At 50.3% G+C, this 17120-nt stretch carries 13 protein-coding genes and 1 pseudogene; 1 reads left to right on the top strand and 13 read right to left on the bottom strand.

What is annotated here, in order from left to right:
* Positions 1 to 22: 22 nt before the first annotated feature.
* The 5 genes from BUA34_RS06565 to uvrB all read right to left on the bottom strand — a co-directional run bounded on the left by BUA34_RS06565 (position 23) and on the right by uvrB (position 7295).
* Entirely contained in the window at positions 23 to 1447 is a 1425-nt protein-coding gene (locus tag BUA34_RS06565) for a PulJ/GspJ family protein (protein ID WP_072827929.1), read from the bottom strand.
* Positions 1444 to 1941: a type IV pilus modification PilV family protein gene (locus tag BUA34_RS06570; RefSeq protein WP_072827930.1), complete on the bottom strand. Its 498-nt coding sequence runs from the start codon at positions 1939 to 1941 to the stop codon at positions 1444 to 1446. Before BUA34_RS06570 ends, BUA34_RS06565 begins: the two co-directional genes overlap by 4 nt.
* A gap of 192 nt (positions 1942 to 2133) precedes the next feature.
* Positions 2134 to 3768, bottom strand: coding sequence for a 2,3-bisphosphoglycerate-independent phosphoglycerate mutase (gene gpmI, locus BUA34_RS06575; RefSeq protein WP_072827931.1), 1635 nt, complete (start codon positions 3766 to 3768; stop codon positions 2134 to 2136).
* A gap of 130 nt (positions 3769 to 3898) precedes the next feature.
* A complete protein-coding gene (locus BUA34_RS06580; protein WP_072827932.1) occupies positions 3899 to 4942 on the bottom strand; it encodes a hypothetical protein in 1044 nt (347 codons plus the stop codon).
* A 166-nt stretch (positions 4943 to 5108) separates the two neighbouring features.
* Complete coding sequence (gene uvrB / locus BUA34_RS06585) at positions 5109 to 7295, bottom strand: excinuclease ABC subunit UvrB (RefSeq protein WP_254794357.1); 2187 nt, start codon at positions 7293 to 7295, stop codon at positions 5109 to 5111.
* A 40-nt stretch (positions 7296 to 7335) separates the two neighbouring features.
* Between uvrB and BUA34_RS06590 the strand changes: the two genes are divergently transcribed.
* Entirely contained in the window at positions 7336 to 7602 is a 267-nt protein-coding gene (locus tag BUA34_RS06590) for a hypothetical protein (RefSeq protein ID WP_072827933.1), read from the top strand.
* Between the two features lie 223 nt (positions 7603 to 7825).
* On the opposite strand, the gene BUA34_RS06595 is transcribed toward BUA34_RS06590, so the two are convergent.
* The 8 genes and pseudogenes from BUA34_RS06595 to BUA34_RS06630 all read right to left on the bottom strand — a co-directional run bounded on the left by BUA34_RS06595 (position 7826) and on the right by BUA34_RS06630 (position 16830).
* Complete coding sequence (locus tag BUA34_RS06595) at positions 7826 to 8977, bottom strand: acyltransferase family protein (protein WP_072827934.1); 1152 nt, start codon at positions 8975 to 8977, stop codon at positions 7826 to 7828.
* Between the two features lie 53 nt (positions 8978 to 9030).
* On the bottom strand, positions 9031 to 9687 hold the full coding sequence (locus BUA34_RS06600) for an MBL fold metallo-hydrolase (protein WP_072827935.1): 657 nt from the start codon (positions 9685 to 9687) through the stop codon (positions 9031 to 9033).
* 9 nt (positions 9688 to 9696) lie between these two features.
* Entirely contained in the window at positions 9697 to 10995 is a 1299-nt protein-coding gene (locus BUA34_RS06605) for an MFS transporter (RefSeq protein WP_083579746.1), read from the bottom strand.
* Between the two features lie 3 nt (positions 10996 to 10998).
* On the bottom strand, positions 10999 to 12453 hold the full coding sequence (cysS, locus tag BUA34_RS06610; RefSeq protein ID WP_072827937.1) for a cysteine--tRNA ligase: 1455 nt from the start codon (positions 12451 to 12453) through the stop codon (positions 10999 to 11001).
* A gap of 89 nt (positions 12454 to 12542) precedes the next feature.
* The gene (locus BUA34_RS06615; protein WP_072827938.1) at positions 12543 to 13226 is read right to left on the bottom strand and encodes a Crp/Fnr family transcriptional regulator; all 684 of its coding nucleotides are present in this window, start codon (positions 13224 to 13226) and stop codon (positions 12543 to 12545) included.
* Between the two features lie 131 nt (positions 13227 to 13357).
* A pseudogene (gene trxA, locus BUA34_RS06620) lies at positions 13358 to 13669 on the bottom strand (thioredoxin); the annotation flags it as partial.
* 226 nt (positions 13670 to 13895) lie between these two features.
* Positions 13896 to 15305, bottom strand: a complete 1410-nt coding sequence (locus tag BUA34_RS06625; protein ID WP_072827940.1) for an endo-1,4-beta-xylanase — start codon at positions 15303 to 15305, stop codon at positions 13896 to 13898.
* A gap of 115 nt (positions 15306 to 15420) precedes the next feature.
* Positions 15421 to 16830 carry an endo-1,4-beta-xylanase gene (locus BUA34_RS06630; protein WP_072827941.1) on the bottom strand — a complete coding sequence of 470 codons (1410 nt, stop codon included), beginning with the start codon at positions 16828 to 16830 and terminating at the stop codon, positions 15421 to 15423.
* Positions 16831 to 17120: the final 290 nt, after the last annotated feature.

Here is a 17120-nt window from a genome sequence, read left to right on the forward strand (position 1 = left end):
AACCTCACACTTCACTCAATGATTAGTCTCCCGTTCCGTTGCTAGGAACAGGGATTATCAGGTCTACGTCTCCTGTTTCGCCCTTGCCGCCGTTTTTGGCGCCACGGCTCACTTGCAATTTAAGCTTTAACGCTTTAACCTTCTTTTTCTCTTTTATGTTGCTGCTTGCTTCTGAATTGAATCCGCTAAATTTATAGTTGGCTGTTGCCACTTGTGAAACTTTCAAATCTTTTATGGTTACTAGCCCTGAAGAGACTAAAGGCGAATAGAAAGCGAATGTGAATGCTAGACATACTTTTTCGATGTGTTCAGGAACCGTAAACCTCATGACACGTTTCCCTGCACCTTCTGCTGTATTGGGCGGATAAAAGAAGAAGTCTGGTAAGATAATACGGGTCTCATCGGTTTTCGACACTGCGTAGCCACCAGTACTTTTTCTAAACCCGACTGACATGTGGTCTTTGCCAGGAACAAAATTAGTACTTCTATCCTTGGTTTCTTGTGATGTAACTTCAAATGAAATTTCGTAGACTGTGTCGGGGCCAAAGTTCATTGCACCATGTGCTAGACAAACTGATTCCCATTCTGTTCCTAGATCACTTAGGGCGCTAGCGTTTAAGGCTATTGCCTGGTTTATTTTTTGGATTCCCTCTGCAAGAATAGCGTTTTCAAGATTGTCTTCTTGATTTTGGTAGTTTGTTGTAAAACCGGAAAGCGTAATTATTGAGCCAGGGTGAAGTTCTTCGTTAGCTTCGTTTGCGGAGTTGAACGTAACGATTTTTCTGTTATACTCACTAGTTTCCCCCATACGTGGAAACAGGATGAACTCACTTGACGCGCTTGCCGGGAATATTTGTGTTGCTCCTTCCAGTGCGCCTGGTTTTGCGGCTTCTATAGTAAATTCAGAAATGTTGGAGATCATTTCTATGGGGTTGGGTTCTGCTCCCACGGTGACGCACGGATCGTCGGTAGGCAAGGTAAAGCCCGTTGTCGGTTCTAGAACAAAGCAACTACGCTTGAGTACATTGTTTTCCACATACCAGCGGACAGAGTCGATTGCCAGGTATTGGCCATTGTCGTTGTATCGTGTGCGTTTGAAGGTAAGCACACTGTTGCCCGCACTTGTTTCTATCTTGAACGAAGAAGAATCCTTCTTGTTGTTGTCCGCGTTATCGGGGTCCATGTAGATTCTTTTGCCCGCGTAAACGAAGGTGTTGCCTGCGCCCTTAGCACTTTTTGTGCCTAACTGTTCTACATCTTCTTTGAAAATTGTGGCGATATTTTCGGCATCTTGGTTCGCCCTAATCATGTTGTCGGTACGCACGCGGACCTTGGTAGAATTGCTAAATGCTTCGCCAGCGATAACTACAATAATGCCAACAATGCCCATGTAGACCATGAGCTCCATGAGGGTAAAACCGGCTTTAGAATTCTTGGGTTTCATCATCTGACAACCCCCGATACAGTTATGGACTGCGTGGAGTTCTTGAATTTCCAGCTGACCGTAACGTCTAGCCTTTTGGCAAACACGTGCTCGATGCTGTCTGAGCCAAGGAGCATGGACGAGGCTTTTGTTTTGTACTCATCATCGCGCGAAACGGTAATTTCGGCCCTGTAGTTCACGGTCATAGTATTGGTGACAGCTCCAGGCTGTCCTTGCCAGGTGCGCACGATAGGGTCGATAATTATAGGTTTTATGTTGCCGGCATCGTCTTTGGCGAGATTTTCGTCGTAAAGGCTGGCAAGTCCAAGTGCCCCAAGGGAATCGATAAGGTTCTGGGCGACTTCGGTTGCTCCGTCACGGCCTCGAATGCGTAGCAGGGAATCGTGGTTTCCGCCATGCATGTTCATTATGGCCATATACATAAAACCAAGTACAGCCGCCGCTACCAAAGCTTCGACTATTCCAAAACCGCCTTTGCTCTTTTTGAGGTTGGTCATAAAGATTTCCTCATTACCACGTCTTTTTTACTATTAAAGATACGTTTTTTGATAGTAAAATGAAAAAATATTTTTGCAACGTGGTGAGTATCACCCCAAAAATGGGCTATATGCAAAAAAAGGAACCCCGAAGGGTTCCTTTTTTGAATTCTTGTGGATTGCTTCGCCCTTGCAGGGCTCGCAATGACGTTTTTACTTGATAATGAGCATGGAATCGTCCCAAGCTTCGTGCTTTTCGAGGCCGAGAAGGTTTGCTGTCGTTGCAGCGATGTTGGAAAGACCCCAGTCGCCTTCCTTGAGGCCGAGCTTGCCGCCAGTGACGTTATCGTAAAGGATGCACGGCACCTTGTTGAGCGTGTGGCTTGTCTTGGCCTTGAAGGAACCATCCTTATTGACCTTCGGCATGCCGGTCTTCTTGTCGATTTCGTACATTTCGTCGGCGTTACCGTGGTCAGCCGTGATGATGGCAACACCACCGAGGGCGTCGATCACCGGGAGCAAACGGGCGAGGCCGATATCCACAGCTTCGATAGCCATCGTAGCAGCGCGGAAGGAACCGGTATGGCCCACCATGTCGCCGTTCGGGAAGTTGCAGCGGAGAGTCTGGTACTTGCCGCTCTTCAAAGCTTCGATCATGGCGTCGGTGATTTCGGCAGCCTTCATCCACGGGCGCTGTTCGAACGGAACAACGTCAGATTCGATTTCGAGGTAGGTTTCGCCGTCGAACTTGCTGGAACGGTTACCATTCCAGAAGTAAGTCACGTGGCCGTACTTCTGCGTTTCGGAGCAAGCGAACTGCTTGACGCCGGTTTCGGCAAGCCATTCGCCGCTGGTTTCCTTGATTGCCGGAGGCGGAACGAGGAAGCGGTTCGGGAGCTTGAGGTCGCCGTCGTACTGGAGCATGCCAGCGTAGCAGACGTGCGGGAAGCGCTTGCGGTCAAATTCGTTGAAGGATTCTTCTTCGAAGGCGCGGGTGATTTCGATGGCGCGGTCGCCACGGAAGTTGAAGAACACCACGGAGTCGCCGTCATTGATGGTGCCGACCGGCTGGCCGTCCTTTGCAATCACAAACGGCGGGAGGTCCTGGTCAATAGCCTTGGTTTCGCCACGGAGCGTTTCGATAGCCTGCGTAGCGTTGTCGAAGTAGCGGCCTTCGCCGAGCACGTGGGTCTTCCAGCCGAGTTCCACCATCTTCCAGTTAGCGTTGTAACGGTCCATGGTAATCTGCATACGGCCACCGCCGCTAGCAATGCAGACGTCGAATTCCGGGCTGCGGAGTTCGTCGAGGAACTTTTCGAACGGGCCAACGTAATCGAGAGCGGAGGTTTCCGGCACGTCACGACCGTCGAGCAAGATGTGCACGCGGACCTTCTTGAGGCCTTCCTTCTTGGCCTGGGCAACCATGGCCTTCAGGTGAGAAATGTTGGAGTGAACGTTACCGTCGCTGAAAAGACCGATGAAGTGGAGGACGGTGTTCTTTTCGCGGGCGTTGCCGGCGATTTCCTTCCAGGCGTCGCGGCCGAAGATGTCGCCGGAGACGATGGCGTCCTGCACGAGGGCGGCACCCTGGTTGTACACCTGGCCAGCACCGATGGCGTTGTGGCCCACTTCGGAGTTACCCATGTCTTCGTTGGTCGGCATACCCACGGCGCGACCGTGAGCCTTCAAAAGCACGTTCGGGTACATCTTGAAGAGGTTGTCGAGAGTCGGGGTGCGGGCGGCCTTGATGGCGTTGCCTTCGACCTTATCGGTGATACCAAAACCGTCCATCACGATGGTGACGACCGGGCCCTTGATGCCAGGGAAATTGGAAAGTTTCTTGAGCATGATTTACTCCATTTTAATGTTTACGGCGCAAAGATAGAAAAATGAAAAGACAATCCCGGCACGGAGGCCGGAATGACATATAAAAAAGGACCCTCGTGACGAGGGTCCTGAAAAAGCATAGAAGCTTTAATTACTGAGCGGCCTTGTAGATAATAAGCGTCATTGTGACGTTGCCGTTTGCATCAGGCGGAATGGATTCCTTTACGCCGAATGCTACGAAACCTGCTGCAGAACCAGTGAGCGGAGCGTATGTCGGGGCTACGCCAACGACGAACTGTTCACCGATTTCACTGATGAAGTTTCCAATGGTTTCTTGCAAGGAGCTAGAAAGGTAGGTGAAGCTAGTTGTTTGCGGAACATCCGGCAGCCAGTTCGGTGTCCAGTCGTTCCAGTCATCACCATCGTTTCTGTTGTTGTAGATTGCAAACTTAAATCCGGTCGTGCTGTACAAACCAATAGCCGTTGAACTTGTAGCCTTGAAGCAAACATCGCCGGTTTCGTCTGCAGAGATTGCTCCGGTTGCAGCGCTAAAGCATCTGTTGATTTTGGTATTGAACTGGAGTTCGACAGACGTGAGCGGAATGCCCGGTGCTTCCGGTTCTGCAGAAGAAGAGCTTTCCGGAACCTTGCACTTTTCTTCGCTACGAGTAAACGGAATTCTTGCAACAGAGGTCGAGGGCACGTAGCCATCGTCTGCGTATGCCGTGATGATGAGTTCGAACTCACCGCAATCGGTATAGCCGACATCGAGGTCCGTGGTGACACCCATTTCAGACAAGCTGACGGTAGAGACCAAGGTGTTTACGTAGTCCCTAGGCTGAGCTATTTTTACGGTACCCTGCGGTACTTGGGTTTCTTTTTTGACAATCATGAAGTCGACACCAGTGAAGCGGACTGCATTAATGTCCATGACCGTGTTCGAGTCGCTGAGGTCAAGTGTCAAAGTACCATCGAAAACAATCTTTGTAAGGCTCGGAGGTGCGCTGAGAGCCGAGAATACAATAGCTGTGGTCGGTGTTGGCTCTGGCGGAACGTAAACGCTGGAAGAGCTATTACCGGTAGACTGGCCACCGGGAAAACCGGGGTTACTATCTTCACCACAAGCAACAAAGCTTAACGCTCCCAATGTGAGAGCCGAACTAAAAATAAGAGGTGTGACAAATTTTGAATTCATTGTAATACCCTTTCTATGTAATCTTTAGGTTAAAATAAACAAATTATGGAAAAAAAGCACCAAGATTTTTTCTTTTTATAATAATACAAAAAATAGTTTACGAAATGGTAGTGTAATTACAGGACTGTGATGGACATTATAATAAATTTGTAAACAATTTTATACACTAAACGTTCATGGAGCGTATAATATCGCGGATTCGGGCGGCTTCTTCGAAGTCGAGGCGGGCTGCCGCTTCTTTCATTTGACGTTCCAGGTCGGCGAGCTTGGACTCGGATGCTTTGGACGGTGCTCCAGAATGTGCGCCGGGGGCTGCTGCTTTCTTTGTGGAGCTCTTCCTAAAGCGCGAGGGCTGCAGTGGTTCCATCGGGCGGATGCCGGGTTTGTCTTCCCATTCCTCTTCGCTGTCGGTGGTGTCGTCGCCAATGTCGCCGAGCGGGTCGATGATTCGCAGGTCTTCTTCGATTTTGCGGGTCACGGATTTCGGCGTGATGTGGTGCTCGGCGTTGAATTCCTCTTGCAAGGTGCGGCGGCGGTTCGTCTCGTCAATGGCCTTTTGCAGACTTTCGGTCATATTGTCTGCGAACAAAAGGACGGTGCCGTTCACGTTGCGGCTTGCGCGGCCCATCGTCTGGATGAGGCTGCGGTAGTTGCGGAGGAAGCCTTCCTTGTCGGCATCGAGAATCGCGACCATGCTCACTTCGGGGAGGTCTAGGCCTTCGCGCAAGAGGTTGATACCCACGAGCACGTCAAATTCGCCGCTGCGCAGTCCGCGGATGAGTTCGTGGCGTTCGAGTGTCTTGATGTCGCTGTGGAGGTACTTGGCACGGATGCCCGCTTCGATGAAAAATTCCGTGAGGTCCTGCGCCATCTTCTTGGTAAGCGTCGTGACGAGTACGCGGTCGCCGTTCTTGACGACTTCTTCGATGCGGTACAGGAGCACATCCATTTGCCCTTGGATCGGGAACAGCTCAATCTTCGGGTCCAAAAGTCCGGTCGGTCGGTTGATCTGTTCCGTGACCACACCGCTGGTCTTTTTGAGTTCGTAATCGCCGGGGGTGGCGCTCACGAAAAGCACCTGCTTCGGGTACATGTACTCGAATTCGGCGAAGTTCATCGGGCGGTTGTCGAGAGCGCAGGGGAGGCGGAACCCGTATTGCACGAGTGTGGTCTTGCGGGACTTGTCGCCTTCGGCCATGCCGCCCACTTGCGGGATGCTCACGTGCGATTCGTCAATCATCAAAAGCCAATCGTCGCCAAAGTAGTCGATGAGCGTGAAGGGGCGAGTACCCGGAGCGCGGTCTTCGATGATGCGCGAGTAGTTTTCGATGCCGTTGCACATGCCGGTTTCGCGGAGCATTTCCATGTCGTAGCGGGTGCGGCTCGAAAGGCGTGCCGATTCGAGAACCTTGCCTTCCTTGTCGAGTTCGGCAAGGCGTTCGGTCAGTTCCATCTGGATGCGTTGCAGCATACCCGCGCGGTTTTCTTCTTTGGTGACAAAGTGCTTGGCGGGGGCGATGGTAAGTTCTTCGACTTCCTTGATGACTTCACCGGTGACGATGTTGAATCGGTAAAGGCGGTCGACTTCGTCGCCAAAAAGTTCAATGCGGAGGCCGTCTTCGTCGTAACTCGGGTGGACTTCGATCACATCACCGCGGACGCGGAATGTGCCGCGGTCGAGGCTAAAATCGTTGCGGGAATATTGGATGTGGACAAGGTCACGCAGAATCTTGTCGCGGTCGTAAACGTCGCCCTTCTTGATGCGGACCATCAAGTCGAAGTATTCGCTCGGGCTACCCAAACCGTAAATGCAGCTCACGGAAGCGACGATGATGACATCGCGGCGGGTGAGAAGGTTTGCAGTGGCGCGCAGGCGGAGCTTGTCGATTTCATCGTTGATGCTCGCGTCTTTCTCGATGAACGTGTCCGTGTGCGGAATGTACGCTTCGGGCTGGAAGTAGTCGTAATAGCTGACGAAGTATTCCACCGCGTTGTTCGGGAAGAACGACTTGAATTCTTGATAGAGCTGGGCGGCCAGCGTCTTGTTGTGCGTGAGGATGAGCGTTGGCTTCCCGACATTCTTGATGACGTTTGCCATGGTGAACGTCTTGCCGGAACCGGTTACGCCGAGAAGCGTCTGGAACTGTTCGCCGTTTTTGAATCCTTCGGTCAATTCTTCAATGGCTTTGGGCTGGTCGCCAGCAGCACCGTAAGGGCTCACGAGGTCAAAATCCGCACGGGTGGGTGCCTGGAACTGCTTGAGTTTTCCGGGCAAACTCTTGGAAGGCGGTAGCGGTTTCGCTATCGGTTTTGCATACGGATCAGGAGTAATAGTCTTACGTGCGCGAGCCATGGTTAGGTGATAAGATAGCAATATTTCTATATTGCATTCCATGATTTGCAATCGAATTCTTGGTACGACTCATCACGGCACTTACAAGAAGGTCGTTGACGTTCCTCTTTTGCGCGAGGAACTGACGGCGCGTTCAATCCGCTGCATCGCACGCGATGGCGTCGAAATTGAAATCGATGTTTACGAAGACTTGCAGGAAGGTGATATTTTGGCGGAGACGGACTTTAACGTGTACGCCGTAAAAATCTACGTGCCCAAGAAAAAGCCTGCCGAAGCACCAACGCCCAAGTTCAAGAGCTATTTGTAATTGCACGTTGCGCAGTCGTTTTCGAGATGCTCAGCGATTATTATCTTGTCATTCCCGCGAATGCGGGAATCTCCATCGAGCTAAATTTTGCTCAATTTTCTTTTTGCGTTTTAAAAGGGTGATGCCCTCCCCATTCGCGGATCATGCTCACATAAGTGCTAAAGCACTAAGTGATCAAAGAGCTCGGTGGCGGGCATGACATGTTAAATGATTTTCGAAATAATTAGCTATTTATGTTCAGGCTTTCTTTTACGCTGATTTTCTCTTTACCGAGTAGGCGATTGAGTTTGCAGCGGAAAAGCGGGATGCCGGCGATGGTGCCGAGGGCTACAATCGGGATGGCGATGTAGGCTAATCCCGGCTGGTTGATTTGCTGCCTGAAAAAGAGTCTTAAAATCAGGACAATCCACCAGTGAACAGCGAGAATCACGAGTGCGTTACGGGAAATATTGCGGAAAATTCCTTTGAAAATGCGGATGGGTGCAAAGTCAGGAATTTTGCTTGCAAGCAGGAACGTGGCGATAAGGCCGATAATGCCTGTAATGGAACTTGCGACAAATTGGGGGAGGTTCTTGCCCAAGTCATTGTTCATGATGCTGAAATTCGGACTTGGCGATTCTAAAAATGCGTAGGCGATAAAGCTTACGATTCCGATGGCGGCAACGATAGCTGTGTTTTTCGTGGCGTGAACTGCGCCCGTAGAAATGGCGTTGTGGATTTTTTTGATGGGTTCTTTGCAAAGATAGCCGCAACCAAAGAAGAATAGAATGGTAAGGTCGCGTTCAATACCAAGTGGCAAGTGAATATGATTTTCGTTCAGAAGCCAACCGCAAAGGAGCCCTTCTATGGATATGACGGCGAAAAACAGCTTGGGGTTGACTTGCTTTTTCGACATCTCGTGAAGCAGGTAAAAAAGCAAACTGACGGAATATAAAGTAAATACAAACCACAGTGGCCCTGCGCCCACGGAAGATTTCCCGGCGATAAAAATTTTAGCGATGTTCCAATAGGTGTATTGCCAAGTGTTATTGATGTCGGGAATGGTGTTTACGACCATCATCGTGGGCGATTTCGGGTAGAGCGCGAAGTTGTAAACGACCGGGTCAATTACAAAAAAGAGGAACGAAAGATAAAGGTAGGGAATTAACAGAACGCGCGTTTTATGGGTAAAGTACCCCTTAAAATTTGTGAACCGTTTTGTGCTGAAAAGAAATCCCGAAATAAAGAAAAATGCGGACATGCGAAGTGCGCTCAAATGCCACATTCCCAAGTGTGCGTTCGGGAAATTTTGCTCGATATGGAATAGGCAGACGAGCAAAAGAACGAATCCCTTGAATTCGTCAATCCAACCGATTCTCGCTTGCCCGTTGTTCATTTATTGCTTCACTGTCATTCCCGATTTAGTCGGGAATCTCCTTCTGGCTTAAATTAGTACCATCCCTTTTCGTTGCCAATGGTAGTGCTTGGCCCGTGGCCGGGGAACACTACTGTCTCTGCCGGGAGCGTAAGGAGCTTTGATTTGATGCCGCTTACGAGGGAAAATTCGTCACCGCCGTAGAGGTCGCTGCGACCGCGGCTGCCTGCAAAAATGATATCGCCTGGAAAAAGGAGCGGCGGTACGTTATCTTGTCCGTTGACTTTGCCTGGATTCTCGCAGAAGAAGGCGAGACCGCCCGGGGAGTGCCCTGCGACGTGAATCACTTGTAGGCGAATTTCTGCAATTTCGATGATGTCGCCGTCGTTCAGGTAATTACCCAATGCTGGCGCTAAATCGTTACACGGGAGTCCGAACAATTGACTTTGTTCTTTTTGCACTTCGAGAAGGAACGTGTCATCTTTGTGCGCTTCGGCTTTGATGCCATATGTGCGTTCTACGAATGCGTTTCCGAGCACGTGATCGAGATGCAAATGCGTGTTCAGGTTGCGGCAGACTTTGAGGTTTTCCGACTTGATGTAATCAGCGAGAGCCGCTTGTTCGCGGGCGTTGCTCACGCTCGGGTCTATCAAAATGGCTTCGCCCTTGCTGTTGCTCAGGATGTAGCAGTTCACTCCGAATGGATTGAATACAAATTGCTTTATCTCCATAATAAACCCTTAATGTTTTCTATGACGATTGCGTAAACGGCGTTGTATGCGGCGCTCCCGTTTGAGCGTTTCCATCGAGACCGTGTGGAGGATATCAATGACACGTTCGCGGGCGTAAGATTTGTTCAGTTTCTTGTGCGTTACGTAGTCCAGCAGACACACGCATAAAAGTAATAATCCGACAAAAATCGAAAGCGAGATAGGCCAAAGATGGACTGTGAATTTGGTTGCAACGAGACCGAATGCAGGCGGCATCAAAATGGAACCCACGTAAGAACCGGCGAGCTGGATGCTGATGGCTTGGCTGGAGAGCGATTCGCCGAAACGCGCAGGGGTGGCGTGAATTAGTGATGGATAAACAGGGGCGCAACCGAGGCCGAGCAGGCAAATGCAAACGGGCTGCATCCATAGCGGAAGCGGGAGTGAAAGTACAAGGCAGCCTGCGGCGACGATGAAAATCCCGGCATAAATCAGGCGATGGTCGGTGAATTTAATCGCAAAAAATCCACTTGCGATGCGGCCGATCATCACGGATGCAAACATGAGCGACACGATGAATGCTCCGATTTCGGGCTTGAATCCGCAAGCGATGAGGTAGGTGCCGCACCAAAGGCTTGTGGAAATTTCCAATGCCGAATAAAAGAAGAACGTGAGGAACGAAAGCTTCATTCCCGGGACCCGAAGTGCTTCGCAAATGCTGATTTGCGGTGCTTTTACGGGTGATTTTGCCTGGATAGTGACGTTTTCCGAAAGCCCTCCGCGGGCTTCCGTTTTTTTCCAAAGCGGGAGTGAAATAAGAATCAGTACGAAAATTGCAGCGAGAGCAGCGGCGACATATTCGTAAGCCCCGCGCCAACCGCCACCGGTCAAAATCGATAACGAAAGGAGCGATGGTCCGAGTGTAGCTCCGATGCCCCAACTTGCATGCAGCCAGTTTGTGTGTTTGGATTCTAGATAAACTGCGGCGAAGTTGTTCATCGCCACATCGACGGCTCCTGCGCCAATGCCCATGGGGATTGCCCAAAGGCAAAGAACGTTGAACGAGTCCGCCAAACCGTAACCGATGGAGGCGATTGCGGTAAGCGCGATGCTGTAGGCAACGAGTTTTCCTGTGCCAAAAATGCGGAGAACTTTCGGCGTGCAAAGGCTAGAGACTATTGTTCCAAGGGAGGCAATAATGGAAAGTACGCCTGCCGCAGAAATCGGCGTTTTAAGGTCTAGATGCATTAAGGGCCAAGCCGCTCCAAGAATGGTGTCGGGGAGGCCTAGCCCAATAAATGCAACGTATATGACAACGAGGAGGAAAATGGCTTATTCCTTTATGCTCCAGGTCGTGCCTTCCTTGGAGTCCTTGATGACAACATTCATCGCGGCGAGTTCGTCGCGGATGCGGTCACTTTCGGCCCAGTTCTTGTTGGCACGGGCTTCCTTACGGGCCGCAATCAGCGCTTCAATCTTTGCGACATCCACGCCGTCGTTGGCGCCCTTCTTGGCGTATTCTTCACGAGGCTGGTCGAGCTTTAAACCGAAAATCTTGTCGAAGTCGGCAACGAGGGCGGCCTTTTCGCCGTCATCGATATCGCTCTTGAGCATCGTGTTCATGATGCCGAGTGCGCGAGGCATGTTGAGGTCGTCGCCGATGGCGTCCTTGAATTCCTGCTGGAAAGCCTTGGCAGCATCGCTAGTGATTGCGGTTGCCTTGCCGATCAGCGGGTCGGTCTTTTTGTGCAAACTCTTGAATGCTTCCTTGGCGCCGGTGAGGGCTTCCCAAGTGAAGTTCAGGTAGTTGCGGTAGTGGCTGCCGATGGCAAAGAAGCGGTAGTCTAGCGGGTTGAAGCCGCGGTCCATGAGGAGCGAGACGGTCAAGAATTCGCCCGAGGACTTGCTCATTTTGCCGAACTTAGTCTCGGTGGTGCCGTCTTCGAGCTTTTCTTCGCTTGCAGTGCGGAGGAATTCGCCGTGCATCCAGAAGCGTGCGAACGGGACACCGTTGGCGCATTCGCTCTGGGCGATTTCGTTGGTGTGGTGCACGCGGATGTGGTCGGTACCGCCGCAGTGGATGTCGAGGGTCGGGCCGTTGTACTTCATGGCCATGGCGGAGCATTCAATATGCCAGCCGGGGAAGCCGACGCCCCACGGGCTGTCCCATTCCATGGCGCGCTTCTTGTCCTTCGGGCTGAACTTCCACAAGGCAAAGTCGGTGGCGTTCTTCTTTTCGCCCATGTCGATGCGGCTACCCTTGCGCAGGTTTTCCACGTCGAGGCGAGCAAAATCAGCGTAGCGCGGGAACTTGAGGCTATCGAAATAGATGCCATCGCTAGTGCGGTAGGTGTAGCCCTTTTCTTCCAAGGTCTTCACCAAGTCAATTTGTTCCTGGATATGTTGCGTTGCTGGCGTCCAGCGGGTCGGTTCCTGGATGTTTAAGCGGTGCCAGTCGGCCATGAATGCGTCGGTGTAGAACTTCGCGATGTCCCAAACGGACTTGCCTTCGCGTGCTGCGCCCTTTTCCATCTTGTCGTCGCCGGAGTCTGCATCGCTGGTGAGGTGGCCCACGTCAGTGATGTTCACGATGTGATTCACCTTGTAGCCGTAGTAGTTCAGCGTGCGGACCAGGAAGTCTTCGAAAATGTAGGTGCGGAGGTTACCGATGTGGGCGAAATGGTACACCGTCGGGCCACAACAGTACATGCGCACGGCGGGAACGCCTTCAGGAAGTGTGAAAATCTCTTTCTTACGCGATGCTGTGTTGTAGAATTGAAGTGCCATTTTAGCCTCCGGTTAATGCGGCGCAACATGCGCCGAACGAGCGGCAATTTAGAATTTTTTGGAGTGGGCGGCAAAATAAAACTTAGTTTTTACAGCAGTTTTTTCAGCCCTTCGGCGTTCTTGAGTACGATTTTCCCGCGCTGGATTTCGACAAACCCCTTGGCAGCAAAATCCTTGAGCATGCGGGCGACTACCTCACGGGCGGAATTCACGTCACGGGCGATTTCCTCTTGGGTTTTCTTGATTTCGGGCTTGCCTGTGCTTTGGTAGGCTTCAATGAAGTAAGCGGCGAGGCGCTGGTCGAACTTTTTGAAGAGCATCTGCTGGATTGCCCAGATTGTCTGCGAATAACGTTCAGTCTCCTGTTCAAAGACGAATGAACGCACGTAGATGTTCTTTTCCATGAGCCGAGCTGTAACGGATGAAGGAATGACGAGTACGGTCGTATCTTCTTCGGCTGAAACGTTCGCTTCAAATGTCAGCTGGTGAATGACGCACGAAGCAGTTGAAACGCAAAATTCACCTGCATGGGCGCGGTAGAGTGTAATTTCGCGACCTTCATCAGAAATGAGGCTGATGCGGACCCCTCCCTTGAGGATGAGGATAATCCCGAGGCATGCGGAACGGTCGCTTGTTATGATTTGGTCCTTGTTGAAACTCTTTGTCAAGGCACGTTGCGACACGAGCGCCTTCTCTTCGGAAGAAAGGTTTGCCCAAAATGGAATTTTTGAAAGAATTTGACTGATTGGCGTTGCGTTGTGTCCTGTGCTCATAAAATGCTCCCTCTTGTAATATATAAAAGTTGGCTGTTTTGGTGCGTAGAACATCTGCCTTTTGCTGTTTCTTAAAGCGAAGAGCCCCGCGCAGCTTTTGCTGGCGGGGGTTATGGGTAGAGGAGAATAGATTAAAGCATTTTCAAGATTTGGTCTTTCGGGCGGACGCCGACAGAGGAGTTGACGACTTTCCCTTCCTTGATGACTAGGAGAGTCGGAATGCTCGATACATGGAACATGCTTGCGAGTTCCTCTTCTTCGTCGACGTTCACTTTTCCGACCTTGATGCTGTCCTTGCATTCCTCCGCAATTTCTGCGATGGTCGGCGAAAGCATGCGGCACGGGCCGCACCACGGCGCCCAGAAATCAATCAGAACGGGCTTGTCGGACTTGAGGACTTCTTGTTCAAAGTTGTCTTTGGTGATGTGTAATTCTGCCATTGTTTTACCTTTCCTTTTTTTATTTTAAACTCTTTTCTTTACACCTATATTTTAGATAATCCCAAGGCTTTAATCTGTGACTAGGTTACATTAACGAAAAAATTTTTTTGAGCCGGAAATTTGCAGAAAATAGGCTAAAAACGCAAAAAAGGCCGCAATTTATTTGCGACCTGTTGAATTTTTTTTCTTGGAGAATCTCAACTCCAATAGAAACTTTCAATTTTTTTTTCTACTTGATTGCTATTCTTTTGACGATGCTTGAAAAACCGTTATTTATGCGAATGACGTAAAGTCCTTCGGCGATTGTGGAAAGGTCCGCGCGACCGTTTTTACACTTTGTGCTGAATATGGGGCGCCCCTGCATATCGAATATATCGATTTTTGCGCTAGTCGCCGCAGTTGCTCCTGTTATGAATAACGTACGACCGGTGATGTGCATTGAAATGTTGTTTGCAATTAAGCTCGGCTTGATTGCGATTGTGGAATCTCCGCAGTTCTCGTCTCCGCAATCTTTGGGCGGGTTGAGGACGGATTCTGGGTACGGTGTTTTGACTTCGGAAGCGGGGTGCGCCTTGAGACTTGCCATGACGCTATCGTATGCGGGCTTCGGCTTGTATTGCTTGTCGTAAAGAAGTCCTTCGGTCTTGCCTTGTTGTTCGTCGAGCCAGCTGTGTGCATCGGTCAATCCCCAAATCACGAATTCGCCCATGTTCGGTTCTTCGAGGAACACGTCCATGAATTGACGGTACAAGTGTCCTTGCTTGGCGTAGTCCGCTTCAGTGAGCTTGCCTGCGGAACCTTTCGGGAATCCGATGTCGAGCTCGGTAATGTTCAATGTCACGCCGAGTTCTGCAAGTGCCTTGGCGAGTGCGCGCACGTTTTGCGGAGTCGTTTCGTGTGCAATTTCGATGTGGGTCTGCGTGCCCACGCAGGTGATAGGAATGTTGTTTGCTTTCCAGCGCTTGACTTGCTCCACGACAAAGCTAGCCTTGGAGCCTTCGCGGAGGCCCCATTCGATGGAATAATCGTTGTAGCACAGTTCTGCATCCGGGTCGGCTTCGTGCGCCCAGACAAATGCAGAATCCAAAAATTCTGCACCGATGCCTTCGTACCAAACGGAATTTGTAGAACGCCAATCGGCATTGTAGTCGTCATTGACGGCTTCGTTCACTACGTCCCATTCGGCAACTTTGCCTTTCCAGTGGCCGACGACTTTTGTGATGTGGTTCTTGAGTACGGCCAGTAACTTTTCTTTTTGACCGCTGTAGTTATTCACCCAGTTTGCCACTTGGCTGTGCCAGGCGAGGGCGTGGCCGCGAACACGCAATCCATTTGCCTGTGCGTATTTGACCATCTTGTCGCCCTTTTCGAAGTTGAATTCGTCTTCCTTGGGCTCGGTGGCGTCGAACTTCATTTCGTTTTCGGCGACGACCACGTTGAATTGCGTCTTGTGAATTTCTTCAAATTCCGGTTCGATGTCGTTATTGAACCATTCGCTGTTCAAAATTGTGCCGATAAAGCGACCGCGTTCCTTAGCGAGTTGTCGAATGGTTTCGTCAGCAGCGTTGGCGTTCATAAAGCCAGCGCCAATAATTGCGGCACCTAGTGCAATACGTGACAAAGAATGATTCTTTCTCATTTTATTCCTCTTAAACCCATTTGCACCAACCCGAAAGATACATAAAACGCTTGCGAAAGTCAAATGAAAAGGGACCAGGAAAAATCCTAGTCCCTAGTTAATTAAGAGGTGAAATCTATTTTATGGAAATTCGTTTTGTTAAATTCGAGAATCCGCTTTGCACTCGTACCACGTAAAGGCCTTCGGCTATTGAGGTAAGGTCAAAGACGCCCTTGTCGTTTTCGGCGCTGAAAATCGGGCGGCCTTGCATGTCGAATACGTCAATCTTTGCAGTCTTGGACCCCGTCACGAACAGCGTGCGACCTGCAAGTTGCATAGAGATACCGCTCGGCGTGATGAACGGCTTGATGGATTCGATGCTATCTTTTTTAGTTGTATCCTTTGCTGTTGTATCTTTTTTGGTCGTGTCCGTAGCTACAGTATCCTTCTTGGTGGTGTCCTTGGGCGGTTCGAATGTCTGGAGTCTCACCATAATGCTGTCGAATGCGGGCTTCGGTTTTAAGTTGTCGTCATAGATAAGGCCTTTTTGTCTGTTCAGGCCGCCAAGCCAGCTCCATTTATCAGATACGCCCCAAATCAGGTAAGTGTCCGCATTCGGTTCTTCGAGGATGATGTCCAAGTATTGGCGGAACGTTTGTCCCTGACGTTCAAGATCGCTCTTGCTGACATTGATGCCGCTCTTGAAGCCGATATCAAGTTCGGTGATTTTCAGCTTGACATTGAGTTTTGCAAGTTCTTTAGCGAGGGAGCGGAGGCTGTCCGGTGAGCCGATAAAGTGCTTGTCGGTGGTGGTGTCTTCCACGTGAGTTTGGGAGCCCACGCAATGTATAGGAATGCCGTTTTTGACCCAACGCTTCACTTGTTCCAGCAAGAAGCCCGCTTTGGCTTTCGGATTGACGCCTTGTTCGAGGTTGTAATCGTTATAGCAGAGTTCTGCATCCGGGTCCACGGCGTGCGTCCATACGAATGCGGAGTCGATGAATTCCGGACCGATGCCCTGGTACCAGACGGATTGGGAGCGCCACATCGGTTCGTTATTGCTGATGGCTTCGTTCACTACGTCCCATTCGGCGACTTTGCCCTTCCAGTGGCCGACCACGTTTTGGATGTGGTTCTTGAGCACCTTGAGCAGTTTCTGCTTGTCGTTCCTGTAGTTGTTTACCCAGCCCGGAACTTGGCTGTGCCAGGCGAGGGCGTGACCGCGGACTCGCATTCCATTTTGCTGGGCGTACTTGACCATCTTGTCGCCGTTGCCGTAGTTGAATCGGCCTTCCTGCGGCTCGGTGGCGTCGAATTTCATTTCGTTTTCGGCGACGACGATGTTAAATTGGGATTTGTGGATTTGTTCGTAATTGCCGGGAAGGCCTCCGCCAAACCACTGTGAGTTCAGAATGGCTCCGATATAGATGTTGTTTTTATCTGCAAGGGATCTGAGGGTTTCATCTGCGGCGAAGGCGTTTGTTAGGCCGGCGCCAAGAAGGGTTGTGCTTAACACAAGACCCGCTAATGCGTGAGTCTTTCTCATCTTTGGTACTCCTTTAACCCTAATCCTAATTTATAACCCATATAGAAAATAAATAAAAAGAGACGCAAAAGATGTAAACAAAAATATGCGTGCGCGTGTGGGATAAATTAATGGAACGATAGGTGTGGAATAGTAATCGTCCATATGCTACAAATGTAGCATATGGTCTTATTTTGTGTTTTTAGTTAATAAAAATGGCTAAATTTTAATAAAAATTGATATTTTGTTGCATAAACGTATTGACTAGATTTCGTGGAGGTAGTATATTTAGGATTGTAAAAATGGTTGAG

Origin of the sequence: Fibrobacter sp. UWB12, assembly GCF_900142485.1 — a bacterium.
Taxonomy (GTDB): Bacteria; Fibrobacterota; Fibrobacteria; order Fibrobacterales; family Fibrobacteraceae; genus Fibrobacter.